We start from the raw sequence: 17,740 nt of genomic DNA, 5'->3' as shown, positions 1-17,740 counted from the left end.
CGCCTCAGCGCGGCCCGCGCCAGATCTTCAATGCTGCCGTCGCCGGAAGACCGCCGCTGCCCGGCCTGCAGCGTTCATAGGCAAATCGCTTGTCGAGGCAGATCCACAGTTCGTCGAGCCAGCCTTGCCGATTGGCGGTCACCCGGATCGCGTTCGCCGGCAGGCCGGGATTGGCCTTCGCCATCGCCGCGGTGAGGCCGCCTACCGTCACGGCAGCGCGCGAGAGCGCATCCATGTCCGGATACCGCAACTTGGCATAAAGCCCGGTCGATCGCGCGAAATAGGCGGCCGGCGTGGTGCGCATGCAGGTGCCGTGCTTGGCCCATTCATGCTGAAGCAATTGCACCGAGGGGGTCGCGCAGAGATGCTTGCGGATCACCTGACGCGGCAGGATCGTCGTCGCGGCGCAATATTGCGGCCATTCCTTGCCGACGCCGTCCGGCCATAGCCCGTGCAGGGTGAAGCCGAAGCGATTGCCGCTGCCGCATTCGAGCCGTGCCGAGGCGTTGCGCGCATTGTCGTGGCAATATTGCGGGGCCCAGGTGACGGCCAGCGTATAGCCGCCGATCGGCAGCACGCGCTTCGGCTCGCTGCGGCTCGGCAAATCGGGGCGGGGACGCGCGAGATTGGCGGGAATCGCGCATTGATAGGCCTGGGCCTGGGCGACGCCCGGCGCGGCGGCGAGCAGGGCCGCGATGATGAGCGCCGGCTTCATGCGGCGGCTCCCGCCCTGGCGCCGAACCAGGGCCGTGCGTCCGGGCGGAACAGCATCACGACCGCATAGGCCTGAAGCACGGTCGAGAACAGGCCGAGCAGGCCGCTCAGCCCAAGCGAATAGCGCCCGCTCGGGATCGCATACAGCGTCCACGCCAGTGCCAGGGCGATGAAGATGGCGAGTATCCATTTGGCGATCATGCTCCCCTTGCGCGCGATCAGGAACCACAGGACCAGAGCGATGACGAAACCGATCGCGGTCATGAGCGGCAGGGTCGCGTCACCGAACATCTGGGGCTTCAGCAACGCCCGCTCCTCCCGCTCCGACCAGGACAGGACGGTGTTCACCACATCCACGCCGATCGCGGCGAGATAGAAGCGTTCGAACTGAATGATCGATTTCGGCCGTTCCATCGACTCTCCCCCACCAGCGCTGTCGGCGACAGCTTAGTCCTCTTTTGTTCTCATGCAACCGTCAGGTGGCGGCCGTGAAATCAAGCCCGATATCCGCCGCCGGAGCGGACTGAGTCAGCCGCCCGACGCTGATGAAGGTCACGCCGGTTTCAGCGATCGCGCGGATCGTATCGAGCCGTACGCCGCCCGACGCCTCGGTCGGCACGCGACCACCGATCAGGGTCACCGCGCCGCGCAGCATCGGCGGATCCATATTGTCGAGCAGCAGATGCGTCGCGCCGGCAGCCAGGGCCGGCTCGATCTGGTCAGTCGAATCGACTTCCACGATGATGCGCGCGATCCCTGCCTCCTTCGCGCGCCGCACCGCCTCGCCGATCCCGCCGGCGACCGCGACGTGATTGTCCTTGATCATCGCCGCGTCCCACAGGCCCATGCGGTGATTGGTCGCACCGCCCATCCGCGTCGCATATTTCTCCAGCACGCGCAGGCCGGGGATGGTCTTGCGGGTGTCGAGCAAGGTGGCGCCGGTGCCGAGAATCTTGTCGACATAGCTGCGCGTCAGCGTCGCGATGCCCGACAGGTGCTGGACGGTGTTGAGCGCCGAGCGCTCCGCCGTCAGCATCGCCCGGGCGCTGCCCTCCAGCCGCATCAGGTCAGTGCCCGCTGCGACCCGGTCGCCATCCTGGACCAGCCGCTCGATCCGCACCTCGGGATCGAGCGACCGGAAAAAGGCCTCGGCGATCGGCAGGCCGGCAACGACGATCGCGTCGCGGCTGTCCATCACGCCGGTGAAGCGGGCATCGGCCGGAATGACGGCGGTCGAGGTGATGTCGCCCGCATCGCCAAGATCCTCGGCCAGCGTCGCGGCGACAAAGGCCGGCAGGTCGAAACCGGGCAACGCCCAGTCAGCCGCGCCGTCCGGCAGTGCCGGAGAGAGAGTGCCCGACATCATCATCCGCTCCGCCGCTGCTTTGGGTCAGCATTGTCGACACCCGGCGGCGAACGCAAGCATCCAGCCCGTCGCTGCGCAACAAAACCGATGCATCGCCCGATGCCGAAACCGCCCATGTCCGCCAACCACCCGCCGACGTTACACCTCGGGCAGCAGGTGCCCGTCGATCGCGACGGGAATCGCCTCGATCAGAATGAACACCACGCGACAGGGTTCGGTCCCGGGGTTGCGCCAGAGATGACTCGTGCCGCGCTGGATGACGATGTCGCCGGTCTCGAGATGCTCGACCTCGCCACCGTCGAGCTGCAGCTCGATCTCGCCATCCAGGATGATGGCATAGTCGATCGACCAGCTGCGGTGGGTGCGTGATTTCCGGCCCGGCAGGAAATCGACGACGCGGATCATCGATCCGCCTTCGTCGCCCGGCATCCGATCCCCGTCGCTGTCGTCGTTGAGATTGGCGGGCACCTCGGGTGTCGCCCAGACCTGCGCCAGGGCGGCCTCCCCCGTGCCGGTGGTGACCGGGCGCAAGGTGTCGACGCTGTCCACGATCGACCAGCCGGCATCGTCATGCCCGGTCACGATCCTGCGGAACGGCGCGGTCATAACCGGACCACCGGGCAGGCCCTTCGCTTTTTTCTTGCGGAAGAACATGATCCTACTCCCCTCCCGCCTGGGCGACCCTAGTCGCCCGTCACCTTGACCGGCCCGAGATCGCCCATGCCGACCGTTGCGCTGGCCATGGACAGCATCGCGTCGAGGCTCTTCTTGGCGCGGAGGCGCAGGCCCTCCTCGATCTCGATGCGCGGCTCGAGATCGCGCAGCGCGACGTACAGCTTCTCCATCGTGTTGAGCGCCATGTACGGGCAGATGTTGCAGTTGCAGTTGCCGTCGGCACCGGGCGCGCCGATGAAATTCTTGTCCGGCACCGCCTTCTGCATCTGGTGGATGATGTGCGGCTCGGTCGCGACGATCAGCGTGTCGCCCTCCATCGCCAGCGCATATTCCAGGATGCCGCGGGTCGAGCCGACATAATCGGCATGGTCGAGGATATAGGGCGGGCATTCCGGATGCGCGACGACGGGCGCGCCGGGATGCTGTAGCTGGAGCTTGAGCAGCTCGGTTTCGCTGAACGCCTCGTGCACGATGCACACGCCCGGCCAGAGCAGCATGTCGCGCCCGGTCTTGCGCGCGAGATAGCCGCCGAGATTCTTGTCCGGGCCGAAGATGATCTTCTGGTCCTTCGGAATCTGGGCGAGGATCTTTTCGGCCGAGGAACTGGTGACGATGATGTCGCTAAGCGCCTTCACCTCGCAAGAGGAGTTGATGTAGGTCAGCGCGATATGATCGGGGTGCGCGGCGCGGAAGGCAGCGAACTGCTCGGGCGGGCAGCTGTCCTCCAGGCTGCACCCGGCGTTCATGTCGGGCAGCACCACGATCTTCTGGGGCGACAGGATCTTCGCGGTCTCCGCCATGAAGCGGACGCCGCAAAAGGCGATGACATCGGCGTCGGTCGCCTCCGCCTTCTTGCTGAGATCGAGGCTGTCGCCGACGAAATCGGCAATGTCCTGGATCTCCGGCTTCTGGTAATAATGGGCGAGGATGACCGCGTTGCGCTCCTTGCGCAGCCGGTCGATCTCGGCCCTGAGGTCGAGCCCGGTGAGCGTGCCGCCGATGCCGTTACGTGCGTCCATGGTTACTTCCTATTCCCCAAAACCTGGTCGAGCGAGCGGGTCGTGTCCCAGACCTCGCTATTGTCTTTCGCCTCGTCGGCGAAGCGCACCTTCACCGTCACGTCCATGCCCGCCGCCTTGAGCGGCATGGCGAAACTCCGCTCCACCGCCCGGCGCGTGGCGTCGCGGGCGAGGTTCATCGGTACCGCTTCATGCGCCTGGCGCACCAGCTCCTGCTGACCGGCGCGGCGATTGGCGTCCTGCAGCTTCGCATCGGCATCGGTAAAGGCCGACAATATGCCACCCTCACCATATTCGCGCATCTGGGTGAGGTCGATCTGCGGCGGGGAGACCTCGATGGGCGGCAGCACGACGCCAAGCGTGCGCGTGCCGGCATCCCAGGACACGTCCTTCTGCCGCAGCTTGGCGAGATCTACCTCGTAGCGGACCATGCCGGGCATGATCAGCGTCTTCTTCGCGCTCAGCCCGAATTGCGACTGAGTCGAGGTCGTCACCGCCACGAACCGCGCGGCGAAGGCCGACAGGCGGTTCTGCTCCTTCAGGCCCTGAAGCGAGGCGCTCGCGATCGTCACTGGATCGGGGCCCTTCATCTTGCCGCTGACATAATAGCCGAGCGCCCAGAAGCCACCCGCGATGAACAGGGCGATCAGCGCCAGCGCACCGGCGAACTTGCCGAGGAACCTCATGCGGCCATCTCCCAGTCGTCGCCCCTGAGGGAGACAACGCCCCGGTCGCGCAGATCGATCAGATGGGCAAGCACGGATCGCTCCGCCGCGGGAAACAGCCGGGGGTCGATGCCGACATACATGCGCTCGACCATCGCCGGGATCGCCCGGGGCTCGGCACGCAGCAGCCGCAATATCTGGCCCTCGCGCTGCTTGCGATGGCCGATCATGCCGCGGACGAGGCGGCGGGGATTCTCCACCGGATCGCCATGCGCCGGGTAATAGATGCGGTCGTCGCGGTGCATCAGCTTGTCGAGGCTGGCCATATAGGCCGCCATGTCGCCATCGGGCGGCGAGACGATGGTGGTCGACCAGCCCATCACATGATCGCCGGAGAACAGCGCCTTGCTCTCGGACAGCGCGAAGGCGAGATGGTTGGAGGTATGGCCGGGCGTGGCGATGGCGGTGAGCGTCCAGCCATCGCCCGACACCGATTCCCCATCGGCCAGGACATGGTCGGGCGCGTAATCGCCATCGAACGACGCGTCGGCGCGGGGGCCGAGATCGTCGAGCGCCAGCGGGGCGCAGCCGATGATCGGCGCGCTGGTCGCTGCCTTCAGCGCGCGCGAGGCCGGGCTGTGGTCGCGGTGGGTATGGGTGATGACGATGGCGGTGACGCGGCGGCCCGCGATCGCGCGGATCAGCGCCTCGACATGGCCGGCATCGTCGGGCCCTGGATCGATCACGGCCAGATCGCGCGTGCCGACCAGATGCGTCTGGGTGCCGGTGTAGGTGAAGGGCGACGGATTGGGCGCGAGGATGCGGGTGACGAGCGGTTCGAGCTGCTCGGCGACGCCAGGTAGTTGCTCGCTCATGATGGCGAGATGGCGGGTCGGCGCCGGGATGGCAAGTGGCACGGAAAGCCCCTCCCCCGAAGGGGAGGGGTGAAGATCGCTCAGTTTGCCCTGGCGATATTCTCTTCCATGTCCTGGATCGCTTCGTCGATCGCCTTGATCGCTTCGTTGCGGGCGACCTCGCCCATCGCCTGGTCGCTGCGCATGCGGGCCTGCGCGTTGCGCAACCCTTCGAGCGCCGAGCGATAGGCGTTGCGCTCGATGTCCTTGCTCCGTGCCGCCACCGCTGCGCCTTCTCGCGCCGCTCTCTCGATGCGGTTAGTGCAGATGATGATGATCCGCTTGTCGCCCTTCTTCTCGTTGATCACCGTCTCGTGGCGCTGGCCGTCGCCCGGGCAGTTGCGCGAGGAGACCTCGGGCATGGGTGGCATCGGGGGCATGGGCGGCATGGCGCCCATGCCATGGAAGTCCTCGGTCACCATCTTGCCGTCCTTGTCGCGGCGGACGATGCGGACGACCCTGCGCTTGGTGACTTTCCCATCGGGCGAGACGGTGGTGGTGGCGCTGTCCTCGTCATCGCCCCATGCCGGCGGCGCGGGGGGAGCAGGCGGGGCCGGCGGCGCGACCGGTGCGGGGCCGACTTCCTGGACCGGCATCGGCGCGGGGATGGCGCCGACGGCGGGGACGGCCGGGACAGCAGCGGGCGCCGGCACCGGCGCCGGGGCGACGAGCGGCGCCACGGCGGCGATCGGGTTCAGCTCGGCGAGGCTCACGCCGGTCGCCTTCTCCATGCCCGAGCGGACGCGCTCGGCGGCCTGGGTGCCGGAGGCGGTGACGCCCAGCCCGGCCACGGTCAGCATCGCGACCGCGGCACAGCCGCTGACGAGGCGAAGGCGCGACGTCTTGTTGGTGGTCAGCATTCTCAGTCTCCCTTTCAGATCCTCGATGGTGTGCAGGTGGCAGGCGGCCGACACGGCGCCGCCATGCGCCGCCTTGACGATGGCGCAGGCATAGGTGTGCCGCAGCATGGGGTTCTTGCCGGCGAGAACGCGGGCGTCGTTGGCGATCTCCTGGTCGGCACGGAAGGCGCGGAAGGCACGCCAGGCGATCGGGTTGAACCAATGCAGTGCGAGCACCACCAGCGCGATCCAGTTGGCGATCAGATCGCCGCGATGATGGTGGCCGACTTCATGGGCGAGCGCGAGGTCGCGCTCCTCCAGATCGTAGCGCTCGGTGAAGTCGCGCGGAAAGGCGACGTAGCGGCGCCAGATGCCAAAGGCGAGCGGACCGCTGGCCGCGTCGGTCTCGATCAGCTGGATGCCGCCCTCGATCTCCGTCTCGCGCGCCGTCTGGTCGAGCATGCGGCGGACGAAGCGGGCATGCGCCGTGGCGTGCCAGGCAATGAACGCCGCCGCTCCCAGCACCCAGAGCGAGACCAGCAAGGGGCCAAGCGAGGGATTTTGGGCAACGGGCGCGGCGGCGTCTCCGCCGAGCGGCTCGATCACATAGACCGTGATCTGCTCGCTCGCACGGATCACCGGCGCGACTGCGATCTCGCGCCAGGACTGGGGTAAGGGCGGCAGGAACAGCCTGAGCGCAGGCAAGGCCCAGAGCGCATAGGCGATGTCCGGCCCGAAGGCGCGGCGGACGGGGCCGCGCAGCAACAGCACCGCGACCATCAGCACGGCGGAGGCGATCAGCGCCTCGATCGCCCACGCCGTCACGACTTGAGACCCTTGAGCAGCGCCTCGATCTCGGCGATGTCTTCGTTGGTCAGCGCGTCGCGCTCGGCGAGATGGGCGACCAAAGGGGTAAGCTTGCCGCCGAACAGCCGGTCCATCAATCGGCGCGATTCACCCTCGACATAGTCGCCGCGCGCGACGAGCGGTCGATAGAGGTAGCGGCGGCCATCTTCCTGGTGTCCGATGATGTTCTTGGCGAGCAGCCGGCCGAGCAGGGTCTTCACCGTATTGGCCGACCAGTCGCGCTCCGGCGGGATGCGCTCGGCCACGTCCTGCGCGGTCAAGGGCGACTCATCCCAGAGCACCTCCATCACCGCATGTTCGGCATCGCTGATCCGTTCGCTCACGACTCGCTCCCCGTAATGACCACATCTGTAATCGTCGCGATTACATCTGTAGTCAATTGGCTGAACGGTCGATGAATGCGGCGCCTCCCACGCCACCCGTCACCCCGGACTTGTTCCGGGGTCCATCGGGCCGCGGGCGCTGCGCGAGGAACGAGGCACTGGCGGTGCGTACTCGCCGACGAATTCGCCACAGGCCCGATGGATGCCGGAACAAGTCCGGCATGACGGAGAGGGTGTTGCGCTGTAGGTTGCCCAAAAGAGGGAGAGGAAGATGAGCCAGTTCACCACCGTCGCCACCGGTCTGCGCTTTCCCGAAGGCCCCGTGGCAATGCCTGACGGCAGCGTGATCCTGGTCGAGATCGCGGCCGGGCGGATCACCCGGGTGAAGCCCGACGGATCGACCGAGACGGTGGCCGAACCGGGCGGCGGGCCGAACGGGCTGGCGATGGGGCCGGACGGCAAGCTCTATTGCTGCAACAATGGCGGCTTCCACTATGTCGAGCGCGGCGGGCTGCTGATCCCGCATGGCCAGCCCGACGATTATTCGGGCGGACGGATCGAGCGGATCGATCTTGCGACCGGCGCGGTCGAGATACTCTACAAGGATGGCGATTTCGGCTGCGTGCTGCGCGGCCCGAACGACATCGTGTTCGATGCGCATGGCGGCTTCTGGTTCACCGACCATGGCAAGAACCGTCCGCGCGAGCGCGACATCACCGGCATCTTCTACGCCAAGGCCGATGGCAGTCATCTGGAGGAAGTGGTCTTCCCCAGCGAGAACCCGAACGGCGTAGGCCTCTCGCCTGACGGCGCGACACTCTATGCGGCTGAGACCTATACCTGTCGGCTGATGGCCTTTCGCGTCACCGGGCCGGGCAAGATCGATCCGACTGTGGGTCTCGGCGGCGCGGGCATCCCGCTCTATCGGCCGGCCGGCTACAAGTTCTTCGACTCTCTCGGGGTCGAGGAGAGCGGCAATATCTGCGTCGCGACGATCGGCGAGAGCGGGATCAGCGTGATCTCGCCGTCGGGCGAGCTGGTCGAGTTCGTGGCGACGCCCGATCCGTTCACCACCAATATCTGCTGGGGCGGGCCCGACCGGCGCACCGCCTACATCACCCTGTCTGGCACCGGTCAGCTGGTCAGCATGGCGTGGCCGCGACCGGGGCTGACGCTGGCCTACTGACCCGCCCATTGCGCCGCCAACTGCGCGGCGGTGCCGTTGAAGTGATCGAGATCGAGCGCGCCGGTCCCATTGCCTGGGATGCCCGGGATGTTCGCGACCTTCTCGGCATATTGCCACAGCCAATAGGTCGCCCAGCTCTTCTGCACGACGGCGGTCGGGCCATATTGCGCGAGCCATAGCCGGTGTGCGCCGAAGAACGGATCGACGCGCGTGCCGAGATCGGCCTTGGCCAGCTCCCCGCTATAGATCACCGCTTTCCGGCCGAGCTTCTGCTCGATCAGGGTGAGGAATTCGCGCGCGATATCCAGCGTCATCTGGTTGCCGTTGGTGCGCTCGTAATCGAGCGCGACCAGCGTCTTGTCGTCGGGCTTGGCCCAGCCGAGGAAATTCTCGACCTGCTGCTTGGCCGGCGCGGCGGTGCCCCAGTGATAGGCACCCCACAACATGCCCGCCGCGAGCGCGGCGGGACGGCGATCGTCATATAGCGAGTCGCGACCGCTGCCGCCCGTCGTCGCCTTGTGGATGATCCCGCGCACGCCGGCCGCGAAGGCCTGGTGAAAGCTGGTCACCACATCGCCGTGATAGATGTCCAGCACCAGCGGCACCGCCGGCGGGAACGGAATCGCGGGGGCGGGCGTGACCGGCGTGCCGGTCTGCGGCACGCTGGCGGGCGCAGGCCCCGCCTTGAACGGACCGCAGCCCCCGCTCCAGGCAAAGGCGTCCTCGGCGATCTTGTACCAGAGCGGATTGCCCTCGACCGAATCGCCGGCGACGATCGCGGAGACGGCGAGTGTCGTGCCGGGTTGCGCCTTGCGCAGCACCGGCGCGGTGGTCGATGGCGCGCCCTGGCGGAGGTTGACGAGGGAGGTGGTCTGCACCTGCCCGGTGACGAGGATCTGCGCGACCATGATCAGCCCACCGAGCCATCGGCTGCAGTCGCCGTCACTGTAGCGGATGGCGGCGGTGGCGCAGGGATCGGCGGCGTATAGGCCGGCGGTGTCGTGGCGATCGTTACGGCGACGGTCTCGCGCGACATGAAGCCTTCGACGAAATCGGCGCCCGAATAGCCCGCCGCCATCAGCATGAAGATCTGTTGCGCGCTGATATGAGCGAGATCGGTGACCAGGCTCACCGCCGCGAGCGCGCCCGCGATAAATCCGATGCCGAACGATATCAGGACCCGGCTCGGCTGGATCATGTCGCCGGTGGTGGCCGTGGTGCCGCTGGCGGCATCGTTCAGCTTCTTGATGCCGACGATCGCGCGGATGCCCTGCCCGAGCATTCCCATCGCGCCGCCAAGTCCGATGACCTGCAACCAGCTAACCGCATCAAGTGTGGCGGACATCGGCCCCTCTCCTTCCAACGGTGTGGCTCACCCCATGCTTGAGGAATCGGGCAACCCCAACAAGCGCAACTAGGCTCGATTCGACTATATCGCTGGCGCGCCGGGTTGAATCGACTGCGTGCATTTCCTGCAACTGCGCTTGCAACAACCGCCCGATTGACCGGGGCGCGTGCCGATGGCTTATGCGCGCCAAACATGTCTAGGAGATCATGGCGATGAAGAAGCTCTATCCCGATGCAGCGGCAGCGCTCGAGGGTATCCTGTTCGACGGCATGACGATCTGCGCGGGCGGGTTCGGTCTGTGCGGCATTCCCGAGCGGCTGATCGACGCGATCCGCGATGCGGGCACGAAAGAGCTGACCATCGCCAGCAACAATGCCGGTGTCGATGGCGAGGGCCTGGGCAAGCTGCTCCGCACGCGCCAGGTGAAGAAGATGATCTCCTCCTATGTCGGCGAGAACAAGGAGTTCGAGCGGCAATATCTGGCGGGCGAGCTCGAGGTGGAATTCTGCCCGCAGGGAACGCTGGCCGAGCGTTGCCGCGCGGGCGGCGCGGGCATTCCCGGTTTCTACACCAAGACCGGCGTCGGCACCCAGGTGGCCGAGGGCAAGGAAGTGAAGGTCTTCGACGGGCAGGAATATATCCTGGAACGCGGCATCCGGGCCGACCTGGCGATCATCAAGGGCTGGAAGGCGGATGAGAGCGGCAATTTGATCTTCCGCAAGACCGCGCGCAACTTCAACGCCCCGATGGCGACGGCGGGCAAGATCTGCGTCGCCGAGGTGGAGGAAATCGTGCCGGTCGGGTCGCTCGACCCAGACTGCATCCATCTGCCGGGGATTTATGTGAAGCGGATGATCGTCGGCGCGCCGTATGACAAGAAGATCGAGTTCAGGACGGTGCGCGAGCGGGTGGCGGCGTGATCTTGCGCACTTCTTCTCCCCTCCCGCTTGCGGGAGGGGTCGGGGGAGGGCCTGTCCGAAACAGCGCCCTCCTTTCGGGGACATGCCCTCCCCTAACCCCTCCCGCAAGCGGGAGGGGAATGATTTTGGCCCTTGCTGCGCTCCTCGCCGGCTGCGCGCATGCCGAGGCTCCGGTACGGGTCGCGCCTCCCCCGCCGGAACCGGTCGTTCAGGCGCCGCCACCGCAGCCTCCGATACCCGCACCGCCCCCCGCCCCGACCGTCCCACCCGGCATGCAGTACCTCTACGGCTCGGGCGAAGGCTCGGCGATCAGCCTCCAGGCGTGGCGCGGCCTCACCGGTTATGTCGCGCAGCAGGTTCGCAGGCGGCCGCGCGACAGCGTGGTTCTCGCCGCCGGCGCGACGCTTGCCGCGCCGAGCTTCGTGCCGTGTGCGAAGAAGCCCTTCGCCGCGGTGTTCGACGTGGACGAGACGGTGCTGCTCAACCTCGGCTTCGAATATGCCGACGCGGCCAACCCGCAGCCCTATGACGAAGCGCGCTGGCAGGCGTGGGAGAAGACCGGCGCCGACAAGGTCGTGCCAACGCCCGGCGCGCTCCAGGCGCTGACCGCGCTGCGCAAACTTGGCGTGACGGTGGTGTTCAACACCAACCGCTCGGCCGGCAATGCCGCCCAGACGACCGGCGCGATCGAAGGCGCGGGCCTCGGCCCCGCCGTGCACGGCGACACGCTGTTCCTGTCGGGCGACGACGCCACGGGCTCCAAGAAGGACGGCCGGCGCGCGGTGATCGCCGCGAAATATTGCGTGCTCGCGATGGGCGGCGACCAGCTCGGCGATTTCAGCGACCTGTTCAATGCCGGCCTGGCGCCCGCGCCGCGCCGCGACGCAACGCTGGCCGCGCCGGTCGCGGCCAAATGGGGTGCCGGCTGGTTCGTGCTCCCCAACCCCGTCTATGGTAGTGGCCTCAAGGGCGGGTTCGACGACGTATTTCCTGCAGACAAACGCTGGGCCCTGCCCGCGACGACGGAGAAGTAAGACATGGCCTGGACCCGTGACGACATGGCGGCGCGTGCCGCGCGCGAGCTGCAAGACGGATTCTACGTCAATCTCGGCATCGGCATCCCGACCCTGGTGGCGAACCATATCCCCGAAGGCGTGACCGTCACGCTTCAGTCCGAGAACGGCATGCTCGGCATCGGGCCGTTCCCCTATGACGACGAAGTCGACCCCGACCTGATCAATGCCGGCAAGCAGACGATCAGCGAGCTGCCGCAATCGGCCTATTTCGGATCGGACCAGAGCTTCGCGATGATCCGCGGCGGGCATATCGACCTGACCGTGCTCGGCGCGATGGAAGTGGCCGAGAATGGCGACATCGCCAACTGGATGATCCCGGGCAAGATGATCAAGGGCATGGGCGGCGCGATGGACCTGGTCGCCGGCGTGAAGAAGATCATCGTGGTGATGGAGCACACCAGCAAGAATGGCGACCCGAAGTTCATCCCGGCCTGCACCCTGCCGCTGACCGGCAAGAATGTGGTCGACATGGTCATCACCGACCTGGCGGTGTTCCAGCGCCCCGATCACAGCTCGCCTTTCAAGCTGATCGAGACGGCGCCGGGCGTGACGGCGGATGAGGTAGCGGCGAAGACGACGGCACAGTATCTGGCCTGATGCGGCGTGCGCTCGCCGCCGTCGCGCTCCTCCTCCTCGTCTCGCTCGGGCTGACGGTGGCGCTCGTCTCCCCGCCGGGCCTGCTCAGCCTTTATGACGGCACCCTGGGTGGCGGGACCGGGGCGAGCCGGCCGGGCAGTGCCCTGCCCTTCGGCACGCATGGCCAGACGCTCGACGTCTGGCGCCCGGCGGGCAAGGTCAGCGCGAAGCGGCCAGTGCTGATCTTCTGGTATGGCGGCGGCTGGGTGAAGGGCGACCGGCGCGCGTACGCCTTTGCCGCCCGCGCCTTCGCCAAGGCCGGTTTCGTCGTTGTCGTACCCGACTATCGCAAGGTGCCGGGCGTGCGCTTTCCCGCCTTTCTGCAGGACGGCGCCGAGGCGGTGAAATGGACGCGCGACCATGTCGCCGACTTCGGCGGCGACCCGGGGCGGATCGCCATCGCCGGCCATTCCGCCGGTGCCTATACCGTCGCGATGCTGGCGCTCGACCGGCGCTGGCTCGAAGCGGAGGGCGTCGACCCCGGCATCGTCAAGGCAGCGATCGGGCTGAGCGGGCCCTATGATTTCTATCCCTGGACCTCGCCGCGATCCGAAGCGGCGATGATGGGCGTGGCCGATCCGGCGATGACTCAGCCGATCCGTTTCGCCCGCGCCGACGCGCCACCGATGCTGCTCGTCACCGGCGACAGGGACACGACCGTCAGGTCGCGCAACGCCATCCACCTCGCGGGGCGGCTGAAGGCGCTGGGCGCGCCGGTGACCTTGCGCATCCATGCCGGGCTCAACCACGAGGATGTGGTGATGGCGCTGTCGAAACCGTTTCGCGGCAAGGCGCCGGTGCTGGCGGAGAGTGTGGCGTTCCTGGAGACGGCGCTCAAGGAATAGGGTCGCCCCCTTCCTTCCTTCCCGGGGAAGGCAAAAGAAGTCGCCTGTGTTGCGTCGGTAATACGCACTGCAGTAAAGGCGATCCATAATGATCGCCGCGCTTCTCCCGCTCCTGCTTGCCGCCATGCCCGTCGATCGCGACTGGTCGCAGGCGCTGCGCCAGGACGCGCAGGCGCTGCATGACGATGCGGCGGCCAATCATCCCGGGCCGATCAACACGCTCGACCCCGACTTCGCCAAGCGCAACGACCAGGGCCTGGCCCTGGCGCTGAAACGGGCCGGGCAGGTGCGTGATTTCGCGGGCTATTGGTATGCGATGAAGGCCTATGTCGCCTCGTTCGAGGACGGGCATATGGGGTTCGGCACGACCGGCGAGGCGCCGAAGTTCGACACCAGATGGCCCGGATTCCTGACCGGCTTCGACGCGGCCGGCGCGCAGCGCGTGGTGTCGCGCGCCGACGATGCGCCGCTACCGCTCGGCGCTCGGCTCGCCTCGTGCGACGGCATGCCGGCGGAATCGCTCGCGGCCGAGAATGTCGGCGCGTTCGAGGGCCGATGGTTCCTGAAATCCCGCCATATGTGGCGCGGCGGCGAGCTGTTCGTCGATCGCGGCAACCCGTTCATCAGGCGCCCGGCGACCTGCGTGTTCGAGGTCGGCGGCAGGCTCGAACAGGTCAGCCTCACCTGGAAACCCATCGCGCCCGAGGCGCTCACGCCGCGGCTCTGGACCGCCAGCCAGCTGATCCGCCCGCCGGTCGGCGCGCGGACCCTGGCCGACGGGACTCGCTGGTATGGGCTCAGCGACTTCAACGGCGATCCCGGTTCGGATGCCGGGCGCAACCTGCCCGGCGTGATCGCAGGCATGAAGGCGGATCGCGCCGCGCTGGTCGCCGCGCCCGCGATCGTGCTGGACCTGCGCGGCAACAATGGCGGATCGTCCGACTGGTCGCGCCAGATCGCCGCGATCCTGTGGGGCGAGCAACGCTTCGCCGGCCTCGATATCGACTCGGATTCGGTCGAATGGCGCGCGTCCGAAGCCAATATCGCGTCGCTCGTCGAGACGCGCGAACAGCGCAAGGCGATCCTCTCGCCCGAGGCCAGGAAGTGGTTCGACCGCACCATCGCCGGCATGCAGGCGGCCCATGCCAAAGGCGAGAAGCTGTGGCGCGACCCGGAGGACAAGGAGCCGCCGGTCCCCGGCGATCCGCCTGCCCCGCCGCGGGGCCCGGTCTATTTCGTCACCGATTCGGGCTGCGGATCGGCCTGTCTCGACGCGGCCGATCTGTGGGCGGCGCTGGGCGCGATCCAGATCGGCCAGCAGACCAGCGCCGACACGCTCTACATGGACGTTCGCCAGGATGTGCTGCCGAGCGGCGTCGCGCGCCTTTCGGTGCCGATGAAGGTCTATCGCGGCCGCAAGCGCGGATCGAACGTGCCGCTCGACCCGGTCCATGTCTTTCCGGGCAATCTGCGCGATACGCCGGCGCTGGAGGCATGGGTCGCGACCCTGCCCGAACGGAGGAAGTGAATGCGCGTCCTGCTGACCGGATCGAGCGGCTGGCTCGGTCGATTCCTGGCCCCCCGGCTGCGGACGCTCGGCCATGAGGTGACCGGGCTCGACGTGGCGCCGGGCACCGACACCGATGTGATCGGCAGCGTCGCCGACCGGCCCCTGATCGACCGGCTGTTCGGCGAGCGCGGGATCGAGGCAGTGATTCACGGCGGCGCGCTGCACAAGCCGGACATCGTGCGCTATCCCAACCAGACCTTCATCGACGTGAACAGCAGCGGCACGCTCCACCTGCTCGAGGCAGCGGTCGCCAGCGGCGCGAGCCGGTTCGTCTTCACCTCGACCACCTCGCTGATGATCTCGACCGCGATCCGCGAAGCGCGCGGCGACACGGCGGTGTGGATCGACGAGGAGATGGCACCGCTGGAGCCGCGCAACATCTACGGCGTGACCAAGCTTGCCGCCGAGCAATTGTGCCGGCTGATCCATGCCGAACATGGCCTGCCCGTTATGATCCTGCGCACCTCGCGCTTCTTTCCCGAGGACGACGACACGCATCTCGTGCTGTCGGGCGAGAACATGAAGGCGAACGAGCTGCTCCACCGCCGCCTCACCGTGGAGGATGCGGCCGAGGCGCATATCGTCGCGCTGGATCGGGCCCCAGAGATCGGGTTCGGCACCTTCATCGTCTCCGCTCCCACGCCATTTGTGCGGGACGAGGTGGCGGCGCTGAAGGCCGATACGCCAACCGTGATCGCGCGGCATTTCCCCGATGCGGCGGCGCTCTATGCGCGGCGCGGGTGGCAGCTGCCGCCGTCGATCGACCGGGTCTATGACTCGAGCCTTGCCGAGCGCGTGCTGGGTTTCCGCTGCGCGACCGATTTCGCGGCGGTGCTCGAGGCATTGCGCGACGAGGCGGAACTGCCGTTCGCGCATGACGCGGACTATGTTTCGCCGAAGGAAGTCTTCGTCGCAAATTAGTCGCCACAGTCGCGCGACCGCAGCACCGACACTCCGTTCCGCCTAGGCGCCCCGCTCGATTTTTTGAGGAAGCGGGAGTTTTTCGTGCGGATAGTGAAGCGTATCGTCCTTGGGCTGGTCGCGATCGTCGTGCTGGCGGTCATGGTCCTCTACGCAGGATCGGAATGGAAGATGCGGCGCGGCTATGACGTCGCCTTGACGCCGATCGCGGTGCCGCATGACGCGGCCTCGATCGCCGAGGGCGCGCGGCTCGCCAAGATCACCGGCTGCCGCGATTGCCACGGCGCCAATGGCGGCGGCACGGTGATGCTGAAGGACCCGATGATCGGCACCATTGCCCCGCCGCCCTTTTCGCGGGTGGCGGCGCGCTACAGCGATGCCGAGCTGCTCCGCGCGATCCGCCATGGCGTGCGGCGCGACGGCAGCGCGTTGTTCATCATGCCGACCGACGCGCACACCTATCTGGCGGACGACGACGCCGCGCGGATCATCGCCTGGATCCGCTCGCTCAAGCCGCAGCCGACCGATTCCCGCGAGAAGACGAGTCTCGGGCCGCTGGGCCGCGGACTGGTGCTTGCCGGCAAGGTGCGGCCGAGCGTGCAGCTCCCGGATGTCTCGGTGCGGACTCGCCCGGCGGATACCGGCAAATATTTCGTCGATATCTCCTGTGCCGCCTGCCACAAACTGCACGAGCCCTCGCCCTCGCATGACGGCAAGCAGATCGTGCCGGCGCTGGCGCCGATGGCGGCCGCCTATGACCCGGCCGCGTTCCGCACCCTGCTGCGCACCGGCGTCGGCGCCTCCAAGCGCGACCTGGGCCTGATGCGGGTGGTCGCGGTCGCCGGGATGCACGCGCTGACCGATCAGGAGATCGCGGCGATCCAGGCCTATCTGACGGCGGAAGCGGCCAAGGTGCCGGCGCGATAGCCGGGCTCGCCAAAGTGCCGCTCCCCTTCGCTGTTATCGACCGATAACAGCGAAGGAACAGGGAAGCATTACCTTTTCCCCTTTTCAGCGTCGGTTTGTTACAACTATTACATAAATATATCAGTACCTTAAAGAGCGCTTCCCTGTTATCCGTAACAGGGAAAGCGCCGCGCGGAACAGGGAATGGCCGTTGCAGGAACAGCGAACGCCCGGGCCGTGACGCAGCGGCTCGATTCAAATGTCCGCGCAAAGCGGCTTTTATCCGGCGATCATTCATCGACGGGAAACTGCCATGACGAAGCGGAAGGTTGAATCAGGTGCGACGGGCTATGCGATCGGGCGTTGCAAGCCGCCGGTCGAATATCGTTTCCGCAAGGGGCAATCGGGCAACCCTGCGGGCCGGCCGCGCCGGACCGGTGCACCGGGTGACCGGCTGCGCGGCGCGGCCGAGCCGACGCAGCAGATGATCCTGGACGAAGCCTATGGCCTGGTGACGGTATGCGACGGCGACAGCGAAATCGAGATGCCGACGAACCAGGCGGTATTCCGCGCGATCGGCCTGGCGGCCCTGAAGGGCAGCCTGAATGCGCAACGCCGCTGGGCGGAGATGGTGCAGGCGGCGGAGGCGGCGCAGAAGCGCGCGCAGGTCGCGATCTACAATGTGGCCGAACGCGGGGACAAGGAAGTCGCCGTGCGGCTGCACCAATGGAAGGAGGAGAGTGAAGACGACGTCCCCCCTTATGACCATTATGCGGAGGATATCATCATCGATAGCCGGTCGGGTGCGGTGGTGATCCGGGATGACGGGGACGCGGAAACCTGAGACGGCGCCGCGCGCCATTGGCGGAGGGCTGAGGGCGGACGACGGCCGACCGGCGTTGCCGACGGCCAGCTACCGCTTCTGATTGCCCGCCGCCCGTTTTTCCTTG

The 17,740-nt window shown here is 67.2% G+C and carries 20 protein-coding genes; 9 read left to right on the top strand and 11 right to left on the bottom strand.

Annotated features, from left to right (window positions below):
* Nucleotides 1–4 precede the first annotated feature (4 nt).
* The 9 genes from AC1DX5_RS16845 to AC1DX5_RS16805 form a co-directional block, all read right to left on the bottom strand.
* Nucleotides 5–715 (bottom strand): ribonuclease T2 family protein, encoded by a 711-nt coding sequence (locus AC1DX5_RS16845; RefSeq protein WP_478016459.1) that lies wholly within the window; start codon nt 713–715, stop codon nt 5–7.
* Nucleotides 712–1,128 (bottom strand): hypothetical protein, encoded by a 417-nt coding sequence (locus AC1DX5_RS16840; RefSeq protein WP_478016458.1) that lies wholly within the window; start codon nt 1,126–1,128, stop codon nt 712–714. The genes AC1DX5_RS16845 and AC1DX5_RS16840 overlap by 4 nt, the downstream gene beginning before the upstream one ends.
* A gap of 61 nt (nt 1,129–1,189) precedes the next feature.
* Nucleotides 1,190–2,083 (bottom strand): carboxylating nicotinate-nucleotide diphosphorylase, encoded by an 894-nt coding sequence (nadC, locus tag AC1DX5_RS16835; RefSeq protein WP_478016457.1) that lies wholly within the window; start codon nt 2,081–2,083, stop codon nt 1,190–1,192.
* 135 nt (nt 2,084–2,218) lie between these two features.
* Complete coding sequence (locus AC1DX5_RS16830; protein WP_465172627.1) at nt 2,219–2,734, bottom strand: cupin domain-containing protein; 516 nt, start codon at nt 2,732–2,734, stop codon at nt 2,219–2,221.
* Between the two features lie 29 nt (nt 2,735–2,763).
* A complete protein-coding gene (gene nadA, locus AC1DX5_RS16825; protein WP_465172626.1) occupies nt 2,764–3,774 on the bottom strand; it encodes a quinolinate synthase NadA in 1,011 nt (336 codons plus the stop codon).
* 2 nt (nt 3,775–3,776) lie between these two features.
* The gene (locus tag AC1DX5_RS16820; protein ID WP_465172625.1) at nt 3,777–4,460 is read right to left on the bottom strand and encodes a DUF4230 domain-containing protein; all 684 of its coding nucleotides are present in this window, start codon (nt 4,458–4,460) and stop codon (nt 3,777–3,779) included.
* Nucleotides 4,457–5,314: an MBL fold metallo-hydrolase gene (locus AC1DX5_RS16815; protein WP_465173893.1), complete on the bottom strand. Its 858-nt coding sequence runs from the start codon at nt 5,312–5,314 to the stop codon at nt 4,457–4,459. Before AC1DX5_RS16815 ends, AC1DX5_RS16820 begins: the two co-directional genes overlap by 4 nt.
* Before the next feature lie 80 nt (nt 5,315–5,394).
* Complete coding sequence (locus tag AC1DX5_RS16810) at nt 5,395–7,017, bottom strand: M56 family metallopeptidase (protein ID WP_465172624.1); 1,623 nt, start codon at nt 7,015–7,017, stop codon at nt 5,395–5,397.
* Nucleotides 7,014–7,382, bottom strand: a complete 369-nt coding sequence (locus tag AC1DX5_RS16805; RefSeq protein WP_372852358.1) for a BlaI/MecI/CopY family transcriptional regulator — start codon at nt 7,380–7,382, stop codon at nt 7,014–7,016. The genes AC1DX5_RS16810 and AC1DX5_RS16805 overlap by 4 nt, the downstream gene beginning before the upstream one ends.
* A 271-nt stretch (nt 7,383–7,653) precedes the next feature.
* On the opposite strand from AC1DX5_RS16805, the gene AC1DX5_RS16800 reads away from it, so the two are divergent.
* Entirely contained in the window at nt 7,654–8,568 is a 915-nt protein-coding gene (locus tag AC1DX5_RS16800) for an SMP-30/gluconolactonase/LRE family protein (protein ID WP_478016456.1), read from the top strand.
* Here the strand turns inward: AC1DX5_RS16800 and AC1DX5_RS16795 are convergent.
* Both AC1DX5_RS16795 and AC1DX5_RS16790 read right to left on the bottom strand, forming a co-directional pair.
* Entirely contained in the window at nt 8,562–9,476 is a 915-nt protein-coding gene (locus tag AC1DX5_RS16795; protein WP_478016455.1) for a glycoside hydrolase family 25 protein, read from the bottom strand. The two genes, AC1DX5_RS16800 and AC1DX5_RS16795, sit on opposite strands and share 7 nt — an antisense overlap.
* 2 nt (nt 9,477–9,478) lie before the next feature.
* A complete protein-coding gene (locus tag AC1DX5_RS16790) occupies nt 9,479–9,913 on the bottom strand; it encodes a hypothetical protein (RefSeq protein ID WP_465176205.1) in 435 nt (144 codons plus the stop codon).
* 215 nt (nt 9,914–10,128) lie between these two features.
* On the opposite strand from AC1DX5_RS16790, the gene AC1DX5_RS16785 reads away from it, so the two are divergent.
* The 8 genes from AC1DX5_RS16785 (at nt 10,129) to AC1DX5_RS16750 (ending at nt 17,634) form a co-directional block, all read left to right on the top strand.
* A complete protein-coding gene (locus tag AC1DX5_RS16785; protein ID WP_478016454.1) occupies nt 10,129–10,836 on the top strand; it encodes a CoA transferase subunit A in 708 nt (235 codons plus the stop codon).
* A 119-nt stretch (nt 10,837–10,955) separates the two neighbouring features.
* A complete protein-coding gene (locus AC1DX5_RS16780) occupies nt 10,956–11,870 on the top strand; it encodes an HAD family acid phosphatase (RefSeq protein ID WP_478016453.1) in 915 nt (304 codons plus the stop codon).
* A gap of 3 nt (nt 11,871–11,873) precedes the next feature.
* Nucleotides 11,874–12,509 (top strand): 3-oxoacid CoA-transferase subunit B, encoded by a 636-nt coding sequence (locus AC1DX5_RS16775; RefSeq protein WP_465172618.1) that lies wholly within the window; start codon nt 11,874–11,876, stop codon nt 12,507–12,509.
* Complete coding sequence (locus AC1DX5_RS16770) at nt 12,509–13,393, top strand: alpha/beta hydrolase (RefSeq protein ID WP_478016452.1); 885 nt, start codon at nt 12,509–12,511, stop codon at nt 13,391–13,393. The genes AC1DX5_RS16775 and AC1DX5_RS16770 overlap by 1 nt, the downstream gene beginning before the upstream one ends.
* A gap of 88 nt (nt 13,394–13,481) precedes the next feature.
* On the top strand, nt 13,482–14,921 hold the full coding sequence (locus AC1DX5_RS16765; protein WP_478016451.1) for a hypothetical protein: 1,440 nt from the start codon (nt 13,482–13,484) through the stop codon (nt 14,919–14,921).
* A complete protein-coding gene (locus AC1DX5_RS16760) occupies nt 14,922–15,884 on the top strand; it encodes an NAD-dependent epimerase/dehydratase family protein (RefSeq protein WP_478016450.1) in 963 nt (320 codons plus the stop codon).
* An 84-nt stretch (nt 15,885–15,968) separates the two neighbouring features.
* A complete protein-coding gene (locus AC1DX5_RS16755; RefSeq protein ID WP_478016449.1) occupies nt 15,969–16,811 on the top strand; it encodes a c-type cytochrome in 843 nt (280 codons plus the stop codon).
* A gap of 292 nt (nt 16,812–17,103) precedes the next feature.
* Nucleotides 17,104–17,634, top strand: coding sequence for a DUF5681 domain-containing protein (locus AC1DX5_RS16750; RefSeq protein WP_478016448.1), 531 nt, complete (start codon nt 17,104–17,106; stop codon nt 17,632–17,634).
* Nucleotides 17,635–17,740: the final 106 nt, after the last annotated feature.

Source organism: Sphingomonas sp. P2_B6 (assembly GCF_056404755.1).
The sequence above is the reverse complement of the archived record's forward strand: the minus strand, read 5'-3'. Positions and strand labels throughout refer to the sequence as shown.

What these genes read in the sequence shown, in the direction of transcription:
- AC1DX5_RS16845 (WP_478016459.1), bottom strand. Translation starts at nt 715, where the DNA reads ATGAAGCCGGCGCTCATCATCGCGGCCCTGCTCGCCGCCGCGCCGGGC.
- AC1DX5_RS16840 (WP_478016458.1), bottom strand. Translation starts at nt 1,128, where the DNA reads ATGGAACGGCCGAAATCGATCATTCAGTTCGAACGCTTCTATCTCGCC.
- nadC (WP_478016457.1), bottom strand. Translation starts at nt 2,083, where the DNA reads ATGATGATGTCGGGCACTCTCTCTCCGGCACTGCCGGACGGCGCGGCT.
- AC1DX5_RS16830 (WP_465172627.1), bottom strand. Translation starts at nt 2,734, where the DNA reads ATGTTCTTCCGCAAGAAAAAAGCGAAGGGCCTGCCCGGTGGTCCGGTT.
- nadA (WP_465172626.1), bottom strand. Translation starts at nt 3,774, where the DNA reads ATGGACGCACGTAACGGCATCGGCGGCACGCTCACCGGGCTCGACCTC.
- AC1DX5_RS16820 (WP_465172625.1), bottom strand. Translation starts at nt 4,460, where the DNA reads ATGAGGTTCCTCGGCAAGTTCGCCGGTGCGCTGGCGCTGATCGCCCTG.
- AC1DX5_RS16815 (WP_465173893.1), bottom strand. Translation starts at nt 5,314, where the DNA reads ATGAGCGAGCAACTACCTGGCGTCGCCGAGCAGCTCGAACCGCTCGTC.
- AC1DX5_RS16800 (WP_478016456.1), top strand. Translation starts at nt 7,654, where the DNA reads ATGAGCCAGTTCACCACCGTCGCCACCGGTCTGCGCTTTCCCGAAGGC.
- AC1DX5_RS16795 (WP_478016455.1), bottom strand. Translation starts at nt 9,476, where the DNA reads ATGGTCGCGCAGATCCTCGTCACCGGGCAGGTGCAGACCACCTCCCTC.
- AC1DX5_RS16790 (WP_465176205.1), bottom strand. Translation starts at nt 9,913, where the DNA reads ATGTCCGCCACACTTGATGCGGTTAGCTGGTTGCAGGTCATCGGACTT.
- AC1DX5_RS16785 (WP_478016454.1), top strand. Translation starts at nt 10,129, where the DNA reads ATGAAGAAGCTCTATCCCGATGCAGCGGCAGCGCTCGAGGGTATCCTG.
- AC1DX5_RS16780 (WP_478016453.1), top strand. Translation starts at nt 10,956, where the DNA reads ATGATTTTGGCCCTTGCTGCGCTCCTCGCCGGCTGCGCGCATGCCGAG.
- AC1DX5_RS16775 (WP_465172618.1), top strand. Translation starts at nt 11,874, where the DNA reads ATGGCCTGGACCCGTGACGACATGGCGGCGCGTGCCGCGCGCGAGCTG.
- AC1DX5_RS16770 (WP_478016452.1), top strand. Translation starts at nt 12,509, where the DNA reads ATGCGGCGTGCGCTCGCCGCCGTCGCGCTCCTCCTCCTCGTCTCGCTC.
- AC1DX5_RS16765 (WP_478016451.1), top strand. Translation starts at nt 13,482, where the DNA reads ATGATCGCCGCGCTTCTCCCGCTCCTGCTTGCCGCCATGCCCGTCGAT.
- AC1DX5_RS16760 (WP_478016450.1), top strand. Translation starts at nt 14,922, where the DNA reads ATGCGCGTCCTGCTGACCGGATCGAGCGGCTGGCTCGGTCGATTCCTG.
- AC1DX5_RS16750 (WP_478016448.1), top strand. Translation starts at nt 17,104, where the DNA reads ATGACGAAGCGGAAGGTTGAATCAGGTGCGACGGGCTATGCGATCGGG.